Source organism: Streptomyces sp. NPDC046859 (assembly GCF_040645135.1).
In the GTDB taxonomy this organism is placed as follows: domain Bacteria; phylum Actinomycetota; class Actinomycetes; order Streptomycetales; family Streptomycetaceae; genus Streptomyces.
Genome location: NZ_JBEYXR010000018.1, coordinates 1 through 19,796 on the forward strand (window position 1 = coordinate 1; position 19,796 = coordinate 19,796).

21 protein-coding genes and 1 rRNA gene are annotated in these 19,796 nt (G+C 71.3%); 9 read left to right on the top strand and 13 right to left on the bottom strand.

The genetic code is table 11. The features are described 5' to 3' along the window. Positions 1-95: ribosomal RNA gene (rrf, locus tag ABZ899_RS24820) — 5S ribosomal RNA — on the top strand; the annotation flags it as partial. Positions 96-167: 72 nt separating this feature from the next. Here rrf and ABZ899_RS24825 read toward each other — a convergent pair. Together ABZ899_RS24825 and ABZ899_RS24830 are read right to left on the bottom strand one after the other, a co-directional pair. Continuing rightward, entirely contained in the window at positions 168-854 is a 687-nt protein-coding gene (locus ABZ899_RS24825) for a response regulator transcription factor (RefSeq protein ID WP_361350056.1), read from the bottom strand. Further along, positions 851-2,107, bottom strand: coding sequence for a histidine kinase (locus tag ABZ899_RS24830; protein ID WP_361350058.1), 1,257 nt, complete (start codon positions 2,105-2,107; stop codon positions 851-853). The genes ABZ899_RS24825 and ABZ899_RS24830 overlap by 4 nt, the downstream gene beginning before the upstream one ends. Positions 2,108-2,200: 93 nt before the next feature. On the opposite strand from ABZ899_RS24830, the gene ABZ899_RS24835 reads away from it, so the two are divergent. Further along, on the top strand, positions 2,201-2,761 hold the full coding sequence (locus ABZ899_RS24835) for a GNAT family N-acetyltransferase (RefSeq protein WP_361350060.1): 561 nt from the start codon (positions 2,201-2,203) through the stop codon (positions 2,759-2,761). Between the two features lie 11 nt (positions 2,762-2,772). On the opposite strand, the gene ABZ899_RS24840 is transcribed toward ABZ899_RS24835, so the two are convergent. The 7 genes from ABZ899_RS24840 to ABZ899_RS24870 all read right to left on the bottom strand — a co-directional run bounded on the left by ABZ899_RS24840 (position 2,773) and on the right by ABZ899_RS24870 (position 10,715). After that, complete coding sequence (locus tag ABZ899_RS24840) at positions 2,773-4,323, bottom strand: type IV secretory system conjugative DNA transfer family protein (RefSeq protein ID WP_361350062.1); 1,551 nt, start codon at positions 4,321-4,323, stop codon at positions 2,773-2,775. A gap of 12 nt (positions 4,324-4,335) precedes the next feature. Continuing rightward, complete coding sequence (locus ABZ899_RS24845) at positions 4,336-5,748, bottom strand: ATP-binding protein (protein WP_361350064.1); 1,413 nt, start codon at positions 5,746-5,748, stop codon at positions 4,336-4,338. Positions 5,749-5,754: 6 nt separating this feature from the next. Next, positions 5,755-7,314, bottom strand: a complete 1,560-nt coding sequence (locus ABZ899_RS24850; RefSeq protein WP_361350066.1) for an SCO6880 family protein — start codon at positions 7,312-7,314, stop codon at positions 5,755-5,757. Further along, the gene (locus ABZ899_RS24855; protein ID WP_361350067.1) at positions 7,311-8,624 is read right to left on the bottom strand and encodes a hypothetical protein; all 1,314 of its coding nucleotides are present in this window, start codon (positions 8,622-8,624) and stop codon (positions 7,311-7,313) included. Before ABZ899_RS24855 ends, ABZ899_RS24850 begins: the two co-directional genes overlap by 4 nt. Beyond that, on the bottom strand, positions 8,614-9,420 hold the full coding sequence (locus tag ABZ899_RS24860) for a hypothetical protein (RefSeq protein WP_361350069.1): 807 nt from the start codon (positions 9,418-9,420) through the stop codon (positions 8,614-8,616). Before ABZ899_RS24860 ends, ABZ899_RS24855 begins: the two co-directional genes overlap by 11 nt. A gap of 184 nt (positions 9,421-9,604) precedes the next feature. Further along, on the bottom strand, positions 9,605-9,913 hold the full coding sequence (locus tag ABZ899_RS24865; protein WP_055624817.1) for a hypothetical protein: 309 nt from the start codon (positions 9,911-9,913) through the stop codon (positions 9,605-9,607). 325 nt (positions 9,914-10,238) lie between these two features. Then, positions 10,239-10,715: a MarR family transcriptional regulator gene (locus tag ABZ899_RS24870; protein ID WP_361350071.1), complete on the bottom strand. Its 477-nt coding sequence runs from the start codon at positions 10,713-10,715 to the stop codon at positions 10,239-10,241. Between the two features lie 207 nt (positions 10,716-10,922). Between ABZ899_RS24870 and ABZ899_RS24875 the strand changes: the two genes are divergently transcribed. Continuing rightward, the gene (locus ABZ899_RS24875) at positions 10,923-11,882 is read left to right on the top strand and encodes an alpha/beta hydrolase (RefSeq protein ID WP_361350073.1); all 960 of its coding nucleotides are present in this window, start codon (positions 10,923-10,925) and stop codon (positions 11,880-11,882) included. 77 nt (positions 11,883-11,959) lie between these two features. On the opposite strand, the gene ABZ899_RS24880 is transcribed toward ABZ899_RS24875, so the two are convergent. After that, complete coding sequence (locus tag ABZ899_RS24880) at positions 11,960-12,322, bottom strand: DUF1330 domain-containing protein (RefSeq protein ID WP_361350075.1); 363 nt, start codon at positions 12,320-12,322, stop codon at positions 11,960-11,962. 192 nt (positions 12,323-12,514) lie between these two features. Here ABZ899_RS24880 and ABZ899_RS24885 point away from each other — a divergent pair, with 192 nt between their 5' ends. Both ABZ899_RS24885 and ABZ899_RS24890 read left to right on the top strand, forming a co-directional pair. Then, positions 12,515-13,522, top strand: coding sequence for a bifunctional lytic transglycosylase/C40 family peptidase (locus ABZ899_RS24885; protein WP_361350077.1), 1,008 nt, complete (start codon positions 12,515-12,517; stop codon positions 13,520-13,522). A gap of 196 nt (positions 13,523-13,718) precedes the next feature. Beyond that, positions 13,719-14,429: a phosphatase PAP2 family protein gene (locus ABZ899_RS24890; RefSeq protein WP_361350079.1), complete on the top strand. Its 711-nt coding sequence runs from the start codon at positions 13,719-13,721 to the stop codon at positions 14,427-14,429. 5 nt (positions 14,430-14,434) lie between these two features. On the opposite strand, the gene ABZ899_RS24895 is transcribed toward ABZ899_RS24890, so the two are convergent. Both ABZ899_RS24895 and ABZ899_RS24900 read right to left on the bottom strand, forming a co-directional pair. Next, positions 14,435-15,991: an FAD-binding oxidoreductase gene (locus ABZ899_RS24895; RefSeq protein ID WP_361350080.1), complete on the bottom strand. Its 1,557-nt coding sequence runs from the start codon at positions 15,989-15,991 to the stop codon at positions 14,435-14,437. Positions 15,992-16,101: 110 nt separating this feature from the next. Beyond that, a complete protein-coding gene (locus ABZ899_RS24900) occupies positions 16,102-16,266 on the bottom strand; it encodes a hypothetical protein (RefSeq protein WP_361350082.1) in 165 nt (54 codons plus the stop codon). 121 nt (positions 16,267-16,387) lie between these two features. Between ABZ899_RS24900 and ABZ899_RS24905 the strand changes: the two genes are divergently transcribed. Together ABZ899_RS24905 and ABZ899_RS24910 are read left to right on the top strand one after the other, a co-directional pair. Further along, positions 16,388-17,254 carry a hypothetical protein gene (locus ABZ899_RS24905; RefSeq protein ID WP_361350084.1) on the top strand — a complete coding sequence of 289 codons (867 nt, stop codon included), beginning with the start codon at positions 16,388-16,390 and terminating at the stop codon, positions 17,252-17,254. Positions 17,255-17,325: 71 nt separating this feature from the next. Then, positions 17,326-17,502, top strand: a complete 177-nt coding sequence (locus tag ABZ899_RS24910) for a hypothetical protein (protein WP_181890458.1) — start codon at positions 17,326-17,328, stop codon at positions 17,500-17,502. Positions 17,503-17,515: 13 nt separating this feature from the next. Here ABZ899_RS24910 and ABZ899_RS24915 read toward each other — a convergent pair whose 3' ends face one another. Beyond that, positions 17,516-17,896, bottom strand: coding sequence for a metal-sensitive transcriptional regulator (locus ABZ899_RS24915; RefSeq protein WP_361350086.1), 381 nt, complete (start codon positions 17,894-17,896; stop codon positions 17,516-17,518). 236 nt (positions 17,897-18,132) lie between these two features. On the opposite strand from ABZ899_RS24915, the gene ABZ899_RS24920 reads away from it, so the two are divergent. Next, positions 18,133-18,753 carry a DUF47 family protein gene (locus ABZ899_RS24920; protein WP_361350087.1) on the top strand — a complete coding sequence of 207 codons (621 nt, stop codon included), beginning with the start codon at positions 18,133-18,135 and terminating at the stop codon, positions 18,751-18,753. Positions 18,754-18,760: 7 nt separating this feature from the next. After that, on the top strand, positions 18,761-19,759 hold the full coding sequence (locus ABZ899_RS24925; protein WP_361350088.1) for an inorganic phosphate transporter: 999 nt from the start codon (positions 18,761-18,763) through the stop codon (positions 19,757-19,759). Positions 19,760-19,796 lie beyond the last annotated feature (37 nt).

The window sequence follows — 19,796 nt, forward strand, 5'->3', positions numbered from 1 at the left end:
AAACGCCCGGTTACATTCCGAACCCGGAAGCTAAGCCTTACAGCGCCGATGGTACTGCAGGGGGGACCCTGTGGGAGAGTAGGACGCCGCCGAACGATTTTTGGGAAAGGGCTCACACCTTACGGTGTGAGCCCTTTCTGCATTTCCGGACCTATTTCCGGAGGTGTTCAGGACGGGTGCACCAGGCCCGTGTTGTAGGCAAGGATCACCGCCTGGATCCGGTCCCGGGAATTCGTCTTCGCGAGGATGCGGCCCACATGCGTCTTCACCGTGGACTCGGCGAGATGCAGCCGGGTGGCTATCTCGGTGTTCGTCCAGCCCCTGCCCACCACGCCGAGGATCTCCCGTTCGCGTTCCGTGAGGGTGGACAGGCGCGGGTCCTGACCTGGAGTTCCCCGCGGTCCCTGGTCGTCCTGGGGCGTCCCGGACGGCAGGTGGTGGACGTAGGCGTCCAGAAGGCGGCGGGTCAGGCTGGGGGCGACCACGGCGTCGCCGGTGGCCACCGCCCGGATGCCGGCGAGGAACTCCTCCGGCTGTGCGTCCTTCACCAGGAAGCCCGAGGCGCCGGCGCGGAGTCCGGCGTAGGCGTACTCGTCGAGGTCGAACGTGGTGAGGATGAGCACCCGGGTGCGGTCCCCGGCGGCCGTGATGCGGCGCGTCGCCTCGATGCCGTCCAGGCCGGGCATGCGGACGTCCATCAGGACCACGTCCGGGCTCAGTTCCGCCGTCATACGGACCGCTTCGCTGCCGTTGGCGGCTTCGCCCAGGACCGTCATGTCGTCCTGGCTCTCCAGGAGCATGCGGAAGCCGAAACGCTGGAGGGTCTGGTCGTCGGCGATCAGGACCGTGGTCACTGCGGGGATTCCTCCGGAAGGCTCAGGTGGACGTGCCAGCCGGGCGCGGGGTGCGGGCTCGGGCCGGCCTCAAGTGTGCCCCCGTACAGGGCTGTTCGCTCGCGCATGCCGGGCAGGCCGCGGCCGTCCGCGCCCGGTGCGGGGCCGCCCCGGCCGGTGTCCGTGACCGTGGCGGTGACGGCGCCCCTGTCCTCGTACGACAGCTCTACGTGGGCGGTCGTGCCGGGACCGGCGTGTTTGAGGGTGTTCGTCAGGGACTCCTGGATGACGCGGTAGACGGTGAGCTGGCGGCCCGGGGAGAGGGCCGGGGTTCCGGTCACGGTGACGTCGACGGGGAGACCGGCCGCGCGGACACCGCTGACGAGCCGGTCGAGGTCGGTGAGACCGGGCTGCGGGGCGAGTTGTGGTCCGGGGCTCTCCTCGGGGTGGTCCTCCTCGCGCAGGACGTCGAGGAGACGGCGGAGTTCGCCGAGGGCCTGGCGGCTGGTGGTGGCGATGGCGTGGAGGGCCTGGGCCGCGCGCTCCGGGGACTTCGCGGCGGCGTACTTGCCGCCGTCCGCCAGACCGGTGATGACGGAGAGGTTGTGGCCGATGATGTCGTGCATCTCCCGTGCGATCCGCGCGCGCTCGGCGGCTGCCGCGAGCCGGGCCTGCTGGTCGCGTTCGATCTCCAGGCGGCGGGCGCGGTCCTCGAGGGTCTCGGTGTGGTCGCGGCGGGTGCGGACGGTGATGCCGATGGCCGTCGCCACCGCGAACGTCATGAGGACGGGGACGATCTCCTGGTCCGGGCCGCCCTGCGGATGGCGTACGGCCGTCACGGCGGCGGTCGCGGTGAGGAGGGCCGCCGCCCACCACAGGGTGCGGGCGGGGCGGCGCAGGGCGATGTGGAAGACGACCAGCAGGTGGAGCATGACCGCCTGGAGGGCGATGCCCGTCCAGGCGTTGACGAGGGCGAACGGGGCCAGGGCCAGGAGGACGGCGTGCGGATGGGTGCGGCGCCACAGCAGCGGTACGGACAGGGCCAGGCTGAGGGTCAGGACGAGCCAGCGGGGGCTGTCGGGGGCGCGGGTGACGGTGAGCCAGCCGCCGCCGTAGTAGTCGATCAGGGCGGCCGTCACCCAGAAGCCGGTGAGGTGCAGGTCCCAGACGAGTGGGTGGCGTGCGTCGAAGGCGCGGACGCGCCGGCTGACGCGCTGGACGTACTGGGTCAGCGGCTCGGCCGTGCGCGCCCCGGTGGCTGGTTGCTCCGTCACGTGTCCATCGTGCGGGCTCTTCCCGGCCGGTCCCAGAGGCGGGGGGCGTATTCCGGATGAGGGATGTCGTACCCGGGTACTACGGTGGCCGTCATGTGCACCAGCAGCCCCGACAGCTATGTGATCAGGTCGATACGGGCGGACGAGTGGCCGGCGGTGAGGGAGCTGCGGCTCGCCGCGCTCCAGGACCCGGTCGCGCCGCTGGCCTTCCTGGAGACGTACGAGGACGCGCTGACCCGGTCCGACGCGTTCTGGCAGGAGCGGGCGGCCGGTGCGTGCGAAGGGGCCGACGCGGCGCAGCAGATCGTCGCCGCGCGTCCGGACGGGGTGTGGGTCGGTACGGCCACCGTGCTGGTCGAGGAGCCGGGCACGACGGACTGGGCCGGGCTTCCGGTGGAGCGCAAGCAGGGCCATGTCGTCGGGGTGTTCGTGCGGCCCGAGGAGCGGGGGAGCGGGCTGACGGACGTGCTGTTCGACGCCGCGCTGGAGTGGGCCTGGTTGCGGGGTGCGGAGCGGGTGCGCCTCATCGTGCACGAGGAGAACGGGCGGGCGCAGCGCTTCTACCGGCGGGTCGGGTTCGTGCCGTCCGGGGTGACCGTGCCGGTCGGTGAGCAGGGGGCGCGCGAGCTGGAGTTCGTCATCGAGCGGCCGTGACCGGCGCCCGGTCAGCCGGGCAGTTCGGCGTGCGGCCAGCGGGAGCGCGCCTGTTCGCGGGACCGGAGCAGGGCCAGGGTCGGCATACCCCGGTCCGCTCCGGATGCCAGCAGCTCCGGTACCTGGGGAAGCGGAGCCACGGCGGCGACGTCGTCCAGGACGAGCGTCATTGGTGGGTCGAGGCGACCGGAGGATGACCGTTCGGCCATGCGCCGGCCACGCTCGACCACGCTTGCGGCCAGGGCCGTCAGGAGGGGCATGGCGCCCGGCTCGGCTCTGGGATCCTCGATGGATTCACCCACCACGTAAAGCGTGCCCGTTTCGTGGACGAAGGAATCCAGGGTGAGGGCATCGGTTCGGTGGGGCGTGCAGGACTCCCGGATGTTGACCATCGACAGGGCGGCCAGCGCCCGGGTCGTCAGCTCCTGCGCCATGTCGCGGCGTTCGGGGTGGGCGGTGAGCGCCGCCTCCAGTTCCCCGGCGGACCCGGGTGCAGCCTTCGGGTGGGTACGGAGGATACGTACGGCGTCCTGGATCTGACTGCCCTGGGACCAGCGGTGGACGTGCCGGACGGTGCGGCCGTCGACGGCGGCGGCGTGCAGATAGCTGCGCAGCAGCGTCTCCGCGGTGTCGCCCACCGCCTGGTCGAGGCGGGAGGCGGGGCGGACCGGGGCGAGCAGCGCGGCGGCCCGGGAGGCGGCCGTCGCCTTGTCCTCGCAGCCGGTGGTGGGCGACCAGTGGAGGCGGGCCGGGGTGTCGCACAGGTGGCTGGGGTCGTACAGGAGGACCGGGCCCAGTTTGCCGCGGGCGTCCTTGGTGTCCTGCCAGAGCGCCGGGTTGGACGTGACGACGAGCGCGGCGCCCTCGGCGTCGAGGACGGCCTGGGCCGCGCTGTGCAGGCGGGCGTCCCTGGGGGCCACGAGGACCGTTTCCCGGGCGGTGACGGCGGCCGGGAGGGGCGCCAGGGCCGGCCCGGCGGGGGGAGGGGCGGGCGGGGCCGTCTCCGTGCGCAGGCCCGCGTGTTCGACGACGGCTTCCGGCTGCCGCCGTTCCACCGCGGGGGCGGTCTGCCGCGGCTCGGGTGCCGGCACGGGCTGCCGTGCTTCCGGTGTGGGCTCGGGCTCCGTCCGCGGGGCCGGGACCTCGTGCGGAGCCGGTGCGGCGCTCGCGTACGGGCGTCCGGCGCGGCGGGCGGCCCGGACGGCGCGCCAGCGGGCCAGCGTGCCCATCACGAACACGGTGAGCACGACCATCACCATCAACTGGCCGATGAACAGGCCCCAGAACAGCCCGTAGCCGGACAGCTGCCCCTCCGGGGTGTCCGGCCATGCGCCCGCGAGGTCGTGGGGGTCCCCGATCAGGGAACGCATGGCGAGCGGCGTGCGGGGGACCGTGACGCCGTCCGGCCACGACCCGTGCGCGAACAGGCCCGCCAGGCCCGTGGCCGTCCAGACCATCAGGGTCATGCCGAGGAGGAAGCCGAGTATGCCGATCAGCAGGCCGTCGGGAATGCCTCCCTGGCCCTCCCGGTGCCGGCGCTCCCCGCGGTCGTCCGGTCTCACGCTCGCCTCCCCCTACGCCACCGTCGATTCCGAGTCGCCCAGGTGCTGCTCCACGAAGGCCGCCGCCCGCTCCTCCGCCTCCAGTTCGGCGGCGCGCAGGGCGTCGTCGGTGAGGTGGTCGGCGGACGACTCGGTCATCGCGCGGTCGGTGAAGACCAGGGGGCGTTCGGACTCGGTGATCAGGTGCTTGACCACCTGGACGTTGCCGTTGACATCCCAGACCGCGATGCCGGGGGTGAGCGACGGGATGATCTCCACGGCCCAGCGGGGCAGGCCGAGCACCCGGCCGGTCGCCCGCGCCTCGTCGGCCTTCTGCGCGTAGATCGTCCTGGTGGACGCCATCTTGAGGATGGCGGCCGCCTCCTTGGCCGCCGCGCCGTCGACGACGTCGGACAGATGGTGGACGACGGCCACGAAGGACAGGCCGAGCCGGCGGCCGAACTTCAGCAGCCGCTGGAACAACTGGGCCACGAACGGGCTGTTGATGATGTGCCAGGCCTCCTCGACCAGGAAGATGCGCTTCTTCCGGTCGGGGCGGATCCAGGTGTGCTCCAGCCACACGCCGACGATCGCCATCAGGATCGGCATCGCGATCGAGTTGCGGTCGATGTGGGACAGGTCGAACACGATGAGGGGCGCGTCGAGGTCGATGCCGACCGTCGTGGGGCCGTCGAACATGCCCCGCAGGTCACCGTCGACCAGCCGGTCCAGCACCAGTGCCACGTCCAGGCCCCACGCCCGTACGTCGTCTATGGCGACGTTCATCGCCTCGGCCGACTCGGGTTCGGGGTGGCGCAGTTGCTCCACGATGTCGGTGAGGACCGGCTGGCGTTCGACGATGGTCTCGTTGACGTAGGCGTGCGCGACCTTCAGAGCGAAACCGGAGCGCTCGTCCAGGCCGTGGCCCATCGCCACCTCGATGATCGTCCGCAGGAGGGCCAGCTGGCCCGTCGTGGTGATCGAGGGGTCGAGGGGGTTGAGGCGGATGCCCATGTCGAGGGCTGCCGTCGGGTCGAGGCGGATGGGAGTTATTCCCAGCTCCTCCGCGATGAGGTTCCACTCTCCGACGCCGTCCTCGCCCTGCGCGTCCAGGACGACGACCTGCCGGTCGCGGAAGCGCAGCTGCCGCAGGACGTACGTCTTCTCCAGGGCCGACTTGCCGTTGCCGGACTCGCCGAGGACCAGCCAGTGCGGGGCCGGGAGCTGCTGGCCGTAGAGCTGGAAGGGGTCGTAGATGTATCCCTTCCCGGAGTAGACCTCGCGGCCGATGATGACGCCCGAGTCGCCGAGGCCGGGGGCCGCGGTCGGCAGGTACACCGCCTGCGCCTGGCCCGTGGACGTGCGCACCGGTGGCCGGGTCGTCTCGACCTTCCCGAACAGGAAGGAGGTGAAGGCGTCGGTGAGGACGGACAGCGGGTCCCGCATCAGGTCCTACCTCCGAATGCCGGTGGCGAAGGGGAGTGTGTTCACGAATGCCCGGTGGTGCTCGCGGTCGCACCACTCCAGCTTCAGATACGACTTTCCGGCCGACGCCCGGATGGTCCGCTTGTCGCGGGCCAGGGCCTCCGGGGAGCGGGCGGAGACGGTGATGTAGCCGACGAGGTTGACGCCCGCCGCGCCGCTCGCGAGGTCCTCGCCGCGTTGGTCCAGACGGTTGTGGGCGGCGATGTCGCGGGGGTCGACCGTGCGGTTCATCTTGGCGGCGCGGCTCGCCTCGGCCTCGTCGTTGGTCTTCTCGGTGAGCATGCGCTCGATGGCGATCTCGGTGGGTTCGAGGTCCATCGTGACGGCGACCGTGCGGATGACGTCCGGGGTGTGGACCAGCAGCGGCGCCAGGAAGTTGACGCCGACCGGGGTCATCGGCCACTCCTTCACCCAGGCCGTGGCGTGGCACCAGGGCGCGCGGGTGGAGGACTCACGGGTCTTGGCCTGGAGGAACGTCGGCTCCATGGCGTCGAGCTCGGCCGGCCAGGCGTTGCGCTTCGTCATCGCCTGGATGTGGTCGATGGGGTGGTCCGGGTCGTACATGGAGTGGATCAGCGACGACAGGCGGCCCTGGCCGAGGGGCTGCCGTACCCGGATGTCGGCCTCCTGCAGGCGCGAGCAGATGTCGGTGAGCTCGCGGGCCATGACCACCGCGAGCCCGGCGTCCCGGTCGACCTTGCCGCGGCCGTGCGGGCGGGCGGCACGGGCCATCGCCTGGGCCTCGGCGGCCAGTTCGCGGGTGTAGTGCATGCAGGCGACGAGGTAGGCGCGGTGCTGCTCGCTGCTCGTCGACACCATGGACTGGAGCTGGTCATACGACTGCCGCAGCCAGGCCGGGGCCCGGTCCTCGCCGCGGACGGCCACGTCCTTGGCGTGGGCGTCGGGGTCGGCGGGCAGGGTGCGGGCCAGCATCTGCAGGCGGGTCACGAAGCCGTCGTTGTTGGCGACGTGCTTCAGCAGGGTGCCGAAGCGGTCGACCAGGGCCTCCTGGTCCTCGGAGTCGCGCAGGCCGACGCCCGGGCCCTCGATCTCGATGGCGGCGGTGACGGTACGGCGGTCGGCGTGCAGCAGCACGGCGATCTCGTCCGGCCCGAACGGGGCGGCCAGCCAGGTGATGCGGCCGATGCCCGGCGGCGGCCCGACCTCGATCTCCCGGCCGTCGATACGGGTGCCCGCCTCCATGACGGAGGAGCGGTAGGTGGTGCCCCGGCGCAGGGTGCGCTTGTAGCTGCGGTTGATCTCGAACCACTTGTAGAAGGTCCGGTGCTTGTACGGCACGTACACCGCGGCCAGCGCGACCAGCGGGAAGCCCATGAGCAGCACGATGCGCAGGGACAGGACGGGGACGAGCAGTCCGCACATCATGCCGAGGAACGCGCCGGCGATGATCAGCGCGATCTCGCCGGACTCGCGGTTGCGGCCGACGATCGCGTTCGGCCGGGCGCGGCCGATCAGATAGGTACGGCGGGGCGTGACCGGATGGGACACGTGGGACTCGGTCGTCAACGCCCGTCACCTCCTGGACGATTGCTGCGGGTGTTGCCTGCGTGCGGGGTGTTCACCGGGCTGCTCGAACGGGGTGCGGGTGCGGCGGAGGGGACAGATCCGCCGCCCCCGTTCGAGGAGCGCGAGCTGTGGGCGGCGACGCCGCCGGATGCGGGGTTGGACGGGCGGGGGGAGCCGGACTGGCCCGAGCCGCCGTTGTTGTCCGCACGGGAGCTGTGCGTCTTGATGCCCTGGGCGACGAGGGTGGCCGGGGAGCTGATGACGGCCGCCGCCTTGCTCTCGGCGCCGCGCATGATGCGGTTGTTGCGGGTGTTCGCGATCTCGTCGCCGAAGCCGGGGACGAAGCGGTAGATCATCGCCGAGGCGAAGATCGCGAGCAGGATGATGGCGAGGCCGGAGACCACGGCGGCGAGGGAGTCGGGTCCCTCCTCCGTGGCGAGGGCGCCGGCGAGGCCGAGGACGATGACGATGACGGGCTTCACCAGGATGACGGCGATCATGATGCCGGCCCAGCGGCGGACGTGGCCCCACAGGTCCTTGTCCACGAGGCCGGCGTAGACGACGACGCCGAGCAGGGCGCCGACGTAGAGCAGCACGGCCCGGATGTAGAGCTCCAGGTAGAGGATGCCGGCGGCGAGGATCGAGATCAGCGAGACCAGGATCAGCATGATCGGGCCGCCGCCGATGTCGTCGCCCTTCTCCAGCGCCTCGGAGAACGTGCCGAAGAACGTGTCCGTCTGGTTGCCGGTCGCCTTGGCCAGGACGTCGCTGACGCCGTCGGTCGCGGAGACGACCGTGTAGAGGATCAGGGGCGTGAAGGCGGACGCCAGCACCGTGAGCCAGAGGAAGCCGATGGCCTCCGACAGGGCGGTCGCGAACGGCACGCCGCGTACGGCGCGCTTGGTGACGGCGAGCAGCCACAGGAGGAGGGTGAGGATGGCGGAGGCGGCGAACACGACGGCGTAGTGCTTCAGGAACGTGAGGTTCGTGAAGTCGACGGCCGCGGTCTCCTTCACGGCCTCGCTGAGCCTGTCGACGGTCCACGCGGCGGCGTCGGCACAGCCCTTGGCGAGGGAGGAGAGGGGGTCGAGGGTGGTGGTGGGGTCGGTGAGGGAGGGGGTGTCGGACTTTTTGCCGCCGCCGTTGTCTTTCTCGCAGAAGTCCTTGGCGGGGCCGTGGATGAGGTCGCAGGGGTTGTTGCTCGGCGACGGCGTGGGTGCCGCGAAGGCGCGGGAGGCCGTGAGGACCGCGGTGGTCTGTACGGCCGTGAGGACAGCGGCCAGCCTGAGCGCGCTGCGGTTAACGGGCATACGTGAACCCTCCGAACTCCTGGACGGCCTTGGCCATCTCGTCGGCGCTGGAAGCCCGCTCGTCGCCGGGGACCGGTGTGGGGCCGTCTTTCTGGGAGTGCGTCACGATCTTCCAGTCGCCCCCGGCCCACTCCAGCTGCATGGTGATGGTGAACCAGCTGTTCGAGACCGGGCTCGTCGACTTCTCACCGGCGAGACCCAGGAGGCCGCTGCACCAGACCTCGACTGTCGAGCTGGTGGTGGAGGCCGCGACGACCTTCGTGCCGATGGGGCTCGTGCGGGAGACGAACGTGTAACCCGTCGGGGTGGAACCGTCCTCGTTCAGGCCGACGTTCTTGTAGAACGCCGGCGTGTAGGCCTGGTCCAGGGTGGCCTCGAACTCGGAGACACGGGAAGGCGTGATGATCGTCCGCAGGATGTCGTCACGCTTGGCCTTGTCGAACATGTCGGCCGAGCCCAGCGCGATGGCGTAGTTCGCGGCAGCGCTCTGCGCCCCCTGCTCGTCGTGGGCGTGGCCGGACGGGATGCCCGCGGACTTGCTCTTGACGGGGCGGGTGCCCGTGGCCGCCGTGGAGGAGGCGTTCGGCTTGTCCTCGCCGCCGGAGGCGGAGCCGGAACCGCTGCCTCCGCGGTTCGCGAAGGCGATCGCGGCGATGAGGAGCACCACCACGCCGACGACCGTGATCATGCTCCGGGACGACGAACGGCCCCCTCTGCGCGCACCCCCGTACACGTCACCGCCGGCGTCGGGCAGCCGGGTGCGGGTCTGCCCCTCCCGATCGTCTCCGAGACTCATGCCGCGTACGCCCCCTCGGCGTCGGACGAATACACGTTGGAGTACGACGGTAGCCGCGCTGGTTCCCGCGCGGGCGCGGTGTGGTGACTGGACATCAGGGAGACGCAACCTCAGCCGGTGGGCACGACGGGTGGGTAGGGGACAGCGGAGCCGGGCGTGCCCGGAGGGACGGAGGGGTGAGGCGCTAGACGGCCATGCCGTACACGATGGTGAAGAGCGTGCCGAGGGAGCCGATGATGAAGACGCCCGTCAGGCCGGCGACGATCAGCCCCTTGCCCTGCTCGGCGCTGAACGTGTCCCGCAGGGCTGTCGCGCCGATGCGCTGTTTGGCCGCCCCCCAGATGGCGATGCCGAGGCAGATCAGGATGGCGACCGCCATGACGACCTGGATCATCGTCTTGGCTTCGTTTCCCAGTGCTCCGAACGGACCCCAGTCCGGGGCGATCCCGCCGATGATGGTGTTGATGTCGCCCTTGTCGGCCGCAAAGAACATGTAAGTCACCGCCCCTGTCGGGTAGTTCCACAGTCCCCCCGCACTGCGCAGAGGTCAGGTCTCATTCTCGCCGACAATGCCGCTTCCGTATGTCGACTTGGCGTCATTGATGGGCGGGATTCGTACGAATAGCTCGTATGGTCACTCTGTGTATCACGCCAGGTTACGCCGGGCAACGAGGCCTGAGCGGAACCTGGGGTGCGGTTCTGTCGTTAGCCACTCTTCGCCCCGGTGCCGCTTCTGGCGGCGGTCCGGGTGAGGGGTCGTGCCCGTGTTCTGCGGGTGAAGGCTATCCCGCCTGGGTGGACCCCCGCGTGACAGGATGTCAGGCTTCGCGGCCTTCGGAGACGTTCGCCGTGATGAGCCTCAGGAGTTGCTTGGCCAGAGCGTCCTGTTCGGTCGTCAGGCCCATGGCGTCGCCGATCGCGAGCGGGACGGCGGTCGCGCGCTCGCGGAGGCGGGCACCGGCCTCGGTGAGCCGGATGGCGACCGAGCGCTCGTCGTCGGGGCGGCGCTCGCGACGCAGCAGGCCGGCCGCCTCGAGGCGCTTGAGCAGGGGCGACAGGGTGCTGGACTCCAGCTGGAGGGCCGCGCCGAGGTCGCGTACGGAGATCGCGTCCTGCTCCCAGAGTGCCAGCATCACCAGGTACTGGGGGTAGGTCAGGCCCAGTTCGTCGAGGAGTGGCCGATATCGCGCGGTCACGGCGCGGGAGGCGGCGTACAGGGCGAAGCAGAGCTGGTCGTCCAGGAGCAGGGAGCCGGGGCCGCTCGCGGGCGGTCCGGGCGGTGGGGTCGGGCTCATCGGGGCTCCTGGTGCGGCGGTCGCTGCCTGTGCGTCTCCCAAGTGTATCGGGCCAACTCATCGAGCCCTAATGAGTCGAGCACGAAGTCATCGTTGCCAAATAAGTTGCGCGCGACTTAATCGAGCGCTACTTTGACGTCGTGCCACCGACCCCGGCGAACCGGCCGGGCGCTCCTGCCCGTAGCGCCCCGATCCGAGGAGATCGTCATGACCGAGTCCCACCGCCCCGTCCTCGAACCCGCCGCCCAGGCGTTCGTCGAGGCGACCGCGCAGCCGCCGTACCTGTTCGACCTGGCGCCGGACGGCGGGCGCAAGGCCGTCGACGAGGCGCAGTCGGGCGAGGTGGCCAAGCCGGCCGTCGACGAGGAGTGGCTGACCGTGCCCGGTGGCCCGACCGGTCAGGTCAGGGTCCGGATCGTCCGTCCGGCGGGTGTCTCCGGGACGCTGCCGGTGATCGTCTACATCCACGGCGCCGGCTGGGTCTTCGGCAACGCCCACACCCACGACCGCCTCGTGCGGGAACTGGCCGTAGGCGCCGGTGCCGCGGTCGTCTTCCCCGAGTACGACCTCTCGCCCGAGGCCCGCTATCCCGTCGCCGTCGAGCAGAACCACGCCGTGGCGCGGTGGGTCGTCGCCGAGGGCGCCGGACACGGCCTGGACGCGAGCCGGATCGCCGTGGCCGGCGACTCGGTGGGCGGCAACATGGCGGCGGCGCTGACCCTGATGGCCAAGCGGCGCGGGGACGTCCCGCTGGTGGCGCAGGTGCTCTTCTACCCGGTCACCGACGCCTCGTTCGACACCGGCTCCTACCGGCAGTTCGCCGAGGGGTACTTCCTGCGCCGGGACGCCATGCAGTGGTTCTGGGACCAGTACACGACCGACGAGGCCGAGCGCGCGCAGATCACCGCCTCGCCGCTGCGCGCCACCGTGGAGCAGCTCACCGGCCTGCCGCCGGCGCTCGTCGTCACCGCCGAGGCCGACGTGCTGCGCGACGAGGGCGAGGCGTACGCGAACAAGCTGCGCCAGGCCGGCGTCCCGGTGACCGCCGTGCGCTACCAGGGCGCGATCCACGACTTCGTGATGCTGAACGCCCTGCGCGGGACACGGGCCGCCGACGGGGCGATCAAGCAGGCGGTCGGCGTGCTGCGGGACGCCTTCGGGGCGTGACGCGGCTCCGGTGAGGGGCGCCGGGCCGAGCGGGCAGGCCGTCCACGCCCGTCGGGGCGGGGGCGGCCTGTGGCGTCTCAGCCGGACGCACCGTCCGCGGCGGGCAGGGAGTCCCGGACGGCCTGCGCGGTCGCGGTGGGGTCGTAGCCCTCGGGGACCCCGTCGACCAGGACGATGTCGCCCGTGACGTGACGGGTGCGCAGCGGGGCGATCTCCTGGTAGGCGGGGGAGTCCCACCAGGCGCGGGCCTCGGCGAGGCCGGGAAAGGCGATCATCACCACGGCGCCGGGCCAGTCGCCCTCGACCGTCTCGTGCGGGGTGCCGTGCACCAGGAAGCGGCCGCCGTACGGCGCGAAGGTCGCGGTGATGCGGTCGATGTACTCGGCGACCTCGGGGTGCGGGGTGATGTCGCGGAGGTGGGCTATGGCGTAGGCGGGCATGGGGTCCTCCCGGTCGGGACGGGGCGGGTCGGGTCGGATCGAGCGGCCTGCGACGCGATCGTGGCACGCCGGCCACGCCGGGATCGATTACCCGCCGGGTCATGTGCGGCGGGCGGGTGGGCCGGTTGCCGGTGCCCGGGCGAGGGAAGCTCCTACACTGGCGCGGGCGGACTCCCGGCGGGTGAGGGGCGGTTGACGGTGCGTAAGGCTTGGATCGTGGCGGGTTCCGCCGTCGCGGCGGGGCTGAGTTTCGTGCTGGTGCTCGTCATCGGGGTGTACCTCGTCGCCGGGAACCTGGCGGGCGGCCTGAGCGGTGGCGCCCGGAACCTGGCCAAGGGCGCGGTGCCCGCCGCCTACCGGGCGCTGGTGGAGAAGTGGGGCAACCTGTGCCCCGCCATCAACCCGGCCCTGCTCGCCGCCCAGCTGTACCAGGAGAGCGGCTTCAACCCGCGGGCGCAGAGCCCGGCGGCGGCCCAGGGCATCGCGCAGTTCATCCCGGGCACCTGGGCCACCCACGGCATCGACGGCGACGGCGACGGCGACCGCGACGTGTGGGACCCGGCGGACGCCATCCCGTCGGCCGCGTCGTACGACTGCACGCTCGCCTCGTACGTGAAGGACGTGCCCGGCGACCCGAAGCGGAACATGCTCGCGTCCTACAACGCCGGGGCGTACGCGGTCATCAAGTACGGGGGTGTGCCGCCGTACAAGGAGACCCGGAACTACGTGAAGACGATCACGACGCTGGAGGAGAGCTTCGCCGCGCCGGTCTCCCGGCTCGACCCCAGCAAGCAGGCCGCCGGGGCCATCGCCTACGCGCAGAAGAAGCTGGGCACCCTCTACCTCTGGGGTGGCGACGGCTCCGCCGAGGACGGCGGGCGCTTCGACTGCTCGGGGCTGACCAAGGCCGCCTACGAGAGCGTCGGCGTCACGCTGCCCCGGGTGGCCAACGACCAGTGGAACGCGGGACCGCATCCGGCCAGGAACGAACTGCTGCCCGGGGATCTGGTGTTCTTCTCGGACGACCTCGGAAACTCACGGGCCATCCGGCATGTCGGGATTTATGTCGGCGGCGGATACATGATCGACGCCCCGAGAACGGGTGCTGTGATCCGGTTCGACCCGATCGACACCCCCGACTACTTCGGGGCCACCCGGGTGACGGAGGATGGCGCGAAAGCGCTGCCCACGACGGTGTAGACGGAGCGTCAACCCTCCCCCTGAGCAGCGATGACGGGTCTCTCTTCGATAACGTCTGCGTGATCATTCAGTGGAGTGTGGAACCCGACGGCGGGGGCCGTGCGTTCCTGGTGACGTAGCCGGATCTACAACCACGGGGGTGGGCGGAGCGGCGTACGCAGGATGCGCCGAGAGACGATGAAGGGGCCGCGGCACCATGGCTGGACTCGCAGAATCCGGGTCGAACCCCGACGTCGAGCTGCTGTACGACATCAACGGTCTGGCCAAGGACGCACCGCACTGGTTCGACCGGGTCATGGAGTACGTCGGTGAGTACGGCGTGCTGCTCGGCCTGGTCCTGGCCGTGCTGTGGTGCTGGTGGACCGTACGGCGGCGCGGCGCGCCGGACGCCGCCTCCTCGGTCGCCGCGCTCGTGTGGGCGCCGCTGGCCGCGGGCATCGCCGTCCTCGTGAACGTGCCGATAAGGGGCTTCGTGGAACGCCCCCGGCCCTTCAACGACCACCAGGGGCTCGAGGTCCTGATCGGCGGCAAGACCGACTACTCCTTCGTCAGCGACCACGCCACCATCGCGATGGCCCTCGGTGTCGCCCTGTTCGTCGCCAACCGCAGGTTCGGGCTCATCGGCATCGGCCTCGCGCTGCTCGAAGGCTTCTGCCGGGTCTACATGGGCGTGCACTACCCGACCGACGTCGTCGGCGGGTTCGCGCTCGGCACGGCCGTCGCGCTGCTCCTCTCCCCGCTGGCCATGGCGCTGCTGACGCCGCTCATGTCCGCCATCGAACGCTCCCCGCGCGGTGGTCGGCTGATCCGCGCGCGCGGGCGGTCCGGTGACGACGGCAGCGGCGCGCTGCTGCGCGGAGCCCGCAAGGACGGCTCCGGGGACGAGGAGCGGGATCTCGCGGCCTGAGGGCGCTACAGCGACTGCGGGTAGGTGAAGAAGCCCTGCGGGTCGTACCGCCGCTTCAGCTTCGCCAGACGGGTCGCCGCGTCCCCGTAGTACGCCGTGCGCCAGTCCTTCAGGGACGCGTCGGTGTAGTTCTGGTACGCGGCTCCGGAGGCGTACGGCCGCATCGCGTCGTGCGCGCCCGTCAGCCAGGACTGGACGGCGGTGCCCGAGGTGCCCGCCCGCCAGGAGCCGATGTACTGGGCCAGCATCCGCGAGCGGCGGTGGACGAACGCCGTCGCGGTGGGGGAGACCCGGTTCACGGCCCCGCCCAGGGCCGTCAGGGCGATGCTGCCCGAGCCGCCGCGCACCGACTCCATCTGCCGGATCAGCGTCTGGACGCCGGCCGCTGACAGGGAGCGGTCGAAGAAGTCCGACTTGGCCGCGTACGTCTCCCGGCCGAGCGCGCCCTGCGGGGTGCGGCCCGGGGTGGAGCCGGGCAGGTGGCACTGCTCGTCGGTGAACGACGCGCAGCCGGCGTACAGCTCCATCGACTCCTCGTAGGAGCGGCGCCGCAGGGTGACGCTGCGGGCGGGGCCCGGGCCGCCGGGGCCGTCCGCGAGGCGGTCGACGGCGTTCTGCAACTCGCGGTAGGTGCCCAGCGAGAAGGCCGACACGGAGATGGTGGGGGTGGCGCCGGCACCGCCGAGGTGCAGCGCCGACCAGATCTCGTCCGGCTGGGACGGGCCCCACTCCTGCCACGCCCTGATCAGCGCGGCGGCCTTCGACCAGGGCCAGCTCATGTACGCCGTCACCGACTGCGGGGCGGGGTGGGTCCTGAAGTGCAGTTCCGTGACGACGCCGAAGTTGCCGTTGCCGGCGCCCCGCAGGGCCCAGAAGAGGTCCTGGTTGGTGGAGGCGTCGGCGGTGAGCTGCTTGCCGTCGGCGGTGACGAGGACGGCGCGGGTGAGGCTGTCGCAGGTCAGGCCGTAGGCACGGGAGGTGACGCCGTGGCCGCCGCCGAGGGTGAGGCCGGAGACGCCGACGGTCGGGCAGGAGCCGGCGGGTATGGTCACGCCCTTCGCCGCGAGCGTGCGGTAGACGTCGATGAGCTTGGAGCCGGCGCCGACGACCGCGGTGCCGCCGGAGACGCGGATGCGGTCGAGCCGGGAGACGTCGATGATCAGGCGGCCGTCGCCCGAGGACCAGCCGGCGTAGCTGTGGCCGCCGTTGCGGATGGCGACCTTCAGACGGTGGGCGCGGGCGTAGGCGAGCGTGGTGCGTATGTCGTCGGCGTGGGCGACGTAGGCGACGGCGCTGGGCTTCAGGCCGTCGAAGCGGGTGTTGTAGAGCTGGTGGGCCGTGGCCCAGGAGGCGTCGCCGGGGCGTATGAGAGAGCCGTCGAGGTCGCGGGCGAGGGCGGACCAGGTGGCGGGGGCGGAGGCGGCTGAGGTGCGGGTGCGGGTGCGGGTCGTCTTCGACCGGGGGCGGGTGCCGCCCTTGTCCGCGCCGGCCTCGCAGGCGGTGGTCGTCAGCGCGGCGAGCGCTGCCGCGGTGCCGCCGCCGATGAAGGTACGCCGTTCCATGTCGCCTCCTGGGGTCACGTGGAACGAGACGGGGTGGCGCGGCGTGGGGTTCCATGAGCGACGGGCCCGTCCGGCCGAAGGGCAGGGTGACTCCCGAAGGGCAGGGAGACTCAGCCCCGGCTGTGGGTCTCCGCGTCCGTGCGGGCCTGGCTTCTCGCGCGGCGGGCCGGGCCTCGCCAGCCGCAGGTGCAGTGGGCCGTGCAGAAGGGCCCCTTCTCCACCGTCGTCGTCCGGTGCCGAGAGGGGGCGTCGCGGTGCTCGTCCTGCTCCGTCATCGCCCCCACGCTACCCAGGGCGGTCGGGCGCGACGCGCCCGGCGGCGTGACGGGGACCTCTACCGGTCGTTAACCGGTACGACAAGGAGCCCGTGACGGTCGTACCGGGGGTAGGCAGGCGATGGCGGAGAGGCAGCAGCACAGGCGCATGCGCGGAGCCGGCGTCGCGGTGGGGCTCCTGGGTCTCTGCCTCGCCGGCAGCGGGTGCGTGCAGAGGGGGGCCGCCGCCGAGGACGCCCGCGGGGGCGACCCGGTCGACGTGGTGCGCGGAGCCGCCGACGCCCTGGTGGGCGCCCGCAGCTCCCGGGCGCGCACCTCCATGGAGATGGCCACCGGCGGCACCCGGGTCACCATCCGGGGCGAAGGGGTCTACGACTTCGGCCGGCAGCTCGGGCGGCTGAAGGTGCGGCTGCCGCAGGACCCGGCGGGGACGACCGGGCAGCGGCCGATCACCGAGCTGCTCGCGCCCGGCGCGCTGTTCATGAAGAACCGGGGCGCCGGGGTGCCCGCCGACAAATGGGTGCGGGTGGAGACCCGGTCCCTGACCGACGGCAATCTCGTCACCGGCGGCGCCACCGACCCGTTCGCCGCCGCCGAGGTGCTGCGGGGCGCGCGCACCGCCACCTACGTGGGGCAGGCGGAGATCTCCGGGACCCGGGTGCGGCACTACCGCGGCACCGCCGACCTGGCCACCGCGGCCCGGAAGGCCTCCGACGGGAACGCCCGGGCGCTCGCGGCGGCGGCGAAAGGGTTCGCCACGGACCAGGTGCCGTTCGACGTCTACGTGGACGACGAGGGGCTGGTCCGCAAGGTCAGGCACCGCTTCAGCTTCGTCAACGGGCAGCACCGCAGCGCCGTCGAGGTGACCTCCACCACCGCGCTGTACGACTTCGGTGCCCCCGCCCGCGTCCGGCTGCCGCAGGACGACGACATCTACGCCGGGCAGATCGCCGAGGAGCAGCGGGGCCCCGGGGGCGTCGAGAACTAGCCCTTCCGTGCCATGCGCGGTCCGTAGGCCGCTCCCTACTCTAGGAAGTCGGTAACGGCAGAGAAGAGGTGATGCGCGTGGCTCCGGTCGGCGGTACGGCGGTTCAGGACCACGTGGCCCTCGCCGAGATCGAGCTGTGCGGAGAGCTGATCATCGCGGCCTCGGCCGCCCGTGAGGAGCGACTCAGCCTGGAGAGCATCGACCAGGTGCTGCGGGTCGCGGAGGAGCGGGACGCGCGGGCCCGGTGACCGGGCGGGCCGCTCAGGTCCGCAGCAGGCGACCGATGGCCTTCGTGGCCTCCTCCACCTTCGCGTCGATCTCCGCACCGCCCTTGAGGGCCGCGTCGGCGACGCAGTGGCGAAGGTGCTCCTCCAGCAGCTGCAGAGCGAAGGACTGGAGGGCCTTCGTCGACGCGGAGACCTGCGTGAGTATGTCGATGCAGTAGACGTCCTCGTCGACCATGCGCTGCAGACCGCGGATCTGGCCCTCGATCCGGCGCAGGCGCTTGAGGTGCTCCGTCTTCTGGTGGTGGTAACCGTGGACGCCGCGGTCGTGATCCGTCACGATGTCCGCGCCGGCCGTCGTCTCCAGGGCGTCGTCGGCGGCGGAGGGCGCACCCGCGCCGGCCTCTGTGGTCGTCATCGCGTCCTCCCGACGTAAACCGCTTCTATACCCCTACCGGGTATATCGTACCGAACTTTGCCGGGTAGGGGCGTGATGGCCGCCACCCGTGGGCCCCGCCTCAGCGGGGCTTACGGGCGGGCCCCGTGCCGACCACTGTGCCTGATGGGCGACACTGGGAGGCGGCCCATTAGCCGTGGCCGGATGATGCGCCTAGCATCAGCCTGACCGAAACCGATGCATTCTGAGGACCACACGTGCGATTTCGTCTGACCCCCAGGGAGACGAGCTTCTACGACATGTTCGCCGCGTCCGCGGACAACATCGTCACGGGTTCGAAGCTCCTGATGGAACTGCTCGGGGCGGACGCCGCCGGCCGGGCCGAGATCGCCGAACGGATGCGGGCCGCGGAACACGCGGGTGACGACGCGACGCACGCGATCTTCCACCAGCTGAACTCCTCGTTCATCACGCCGTTCGACCGCGAGGACATCTACTCCCTCGCGTCGTCCCTCGACGACATCATGGACTTCATGGAGGAGGCCGTCGACCTGGTCGTCCTCTACAACGTCGAGGAACTGCCCAAGGGCGTCGACCAGCAGATCGAGGTCCTGGCGCGGGCGGCCGAGCTGACGGCCGAGGCGATGCCGAACCTGCGGACGATGGACAACCTGACCGAGTACTGGATCGAGGTCAACCGCCTCGAGAACCAGGCCGACCAGATACACCGCAAGCTGCTCGCCCACCTCTTCAACGGCAAGTACGACGCGATGGAGGTGCTGAAGCTCAAGCAGATCGTGGACGTGCTGGAAGAGGCGGCGGACGCCTTCGAGCATGTGGCGAACACGGTGGAGACCATCGCCGTCAAGGAGTCCTGACCCCTTCATGGACACCTTCGCACTGGTCGCGACCATCGGGGTCGCGCTCTTCTTCACGTACACCAACGGTTTCCACGACTCGGCGAACGCCATCGCCACCTCGGTCTCGACGCGCGCGCTCACGCCCCGGGCCGCGCTCGCCATGGCGGCCGTGATGAACCTGGCCGGCGCCTTCCTGGGCTCCGGGGTCGCCAAGACGGTCAGCGAGGGCCTGATCGAGACGCCCGAGGGCTCGACGGGGATGGGCATCCTCTTCGCGGCCCTGGTCGGCGCGATCGTCTGGAACCTGATCACCTGGTACTTCGGCCTGCCGTCGTCGTCCTCGCACGCCCTGTTCGGCGGCATGGTGGGCGCGGCGCTGGCCGGCGGGACGAGGGTGTACTGGGACGGCGTCCTCGACAAGGTCGTCATCCCGATGTTCGTGTCGCCGGTCGTCGGCCTGGTCGTCGGCTACCTCGTCATGACGGCGATCCTGTGGATGTTCCGGCGGGCCAACCCGCACAAGGCCAAGCGTGGCTTCCGTATCGCGCAGACGGTGTCGGCGGCCGGCATGGCCCTCGGGCACGGCCTCCAGGACGCGCAGAAGACGATGGGCATCGTGGTGATGGCCCTGGTCATCGCCGACGTCGAGGACTACGGCGACCCGATCCCGGTGTGGGTCAAGATCGCCTGTGCGGTGATGCTGTCCCTCGGCACCTACGCGGGCGGCTGGCGCATCATGCGCACCCTGGGCCGCAAGATCATCGAGCTGGACCCGCCGCAGGGCTTCGCGGCCGAGACCACCGGCGCCTCGATCATGTTCGGCTCGGCGTTCATCTTCCACGCGCCGATCTCCACCACCCATGTGATCACCTCGGCGATCATGGGCGTGGGCGCCACCAAGCGGGTGAACGCCGTGCGCTGGGGCGTGGCCAAGAACATCGTCCTGGGCTGGTTCATCACGATGCCCGCGGCGGCCGTCGTCGCGGCTGTGTCCTTCTGGATCGTGCACCTCGCGTTCCTGTGACGCCCGCGCCCCTGTGACGCGGTACGTGGAAGGGCCC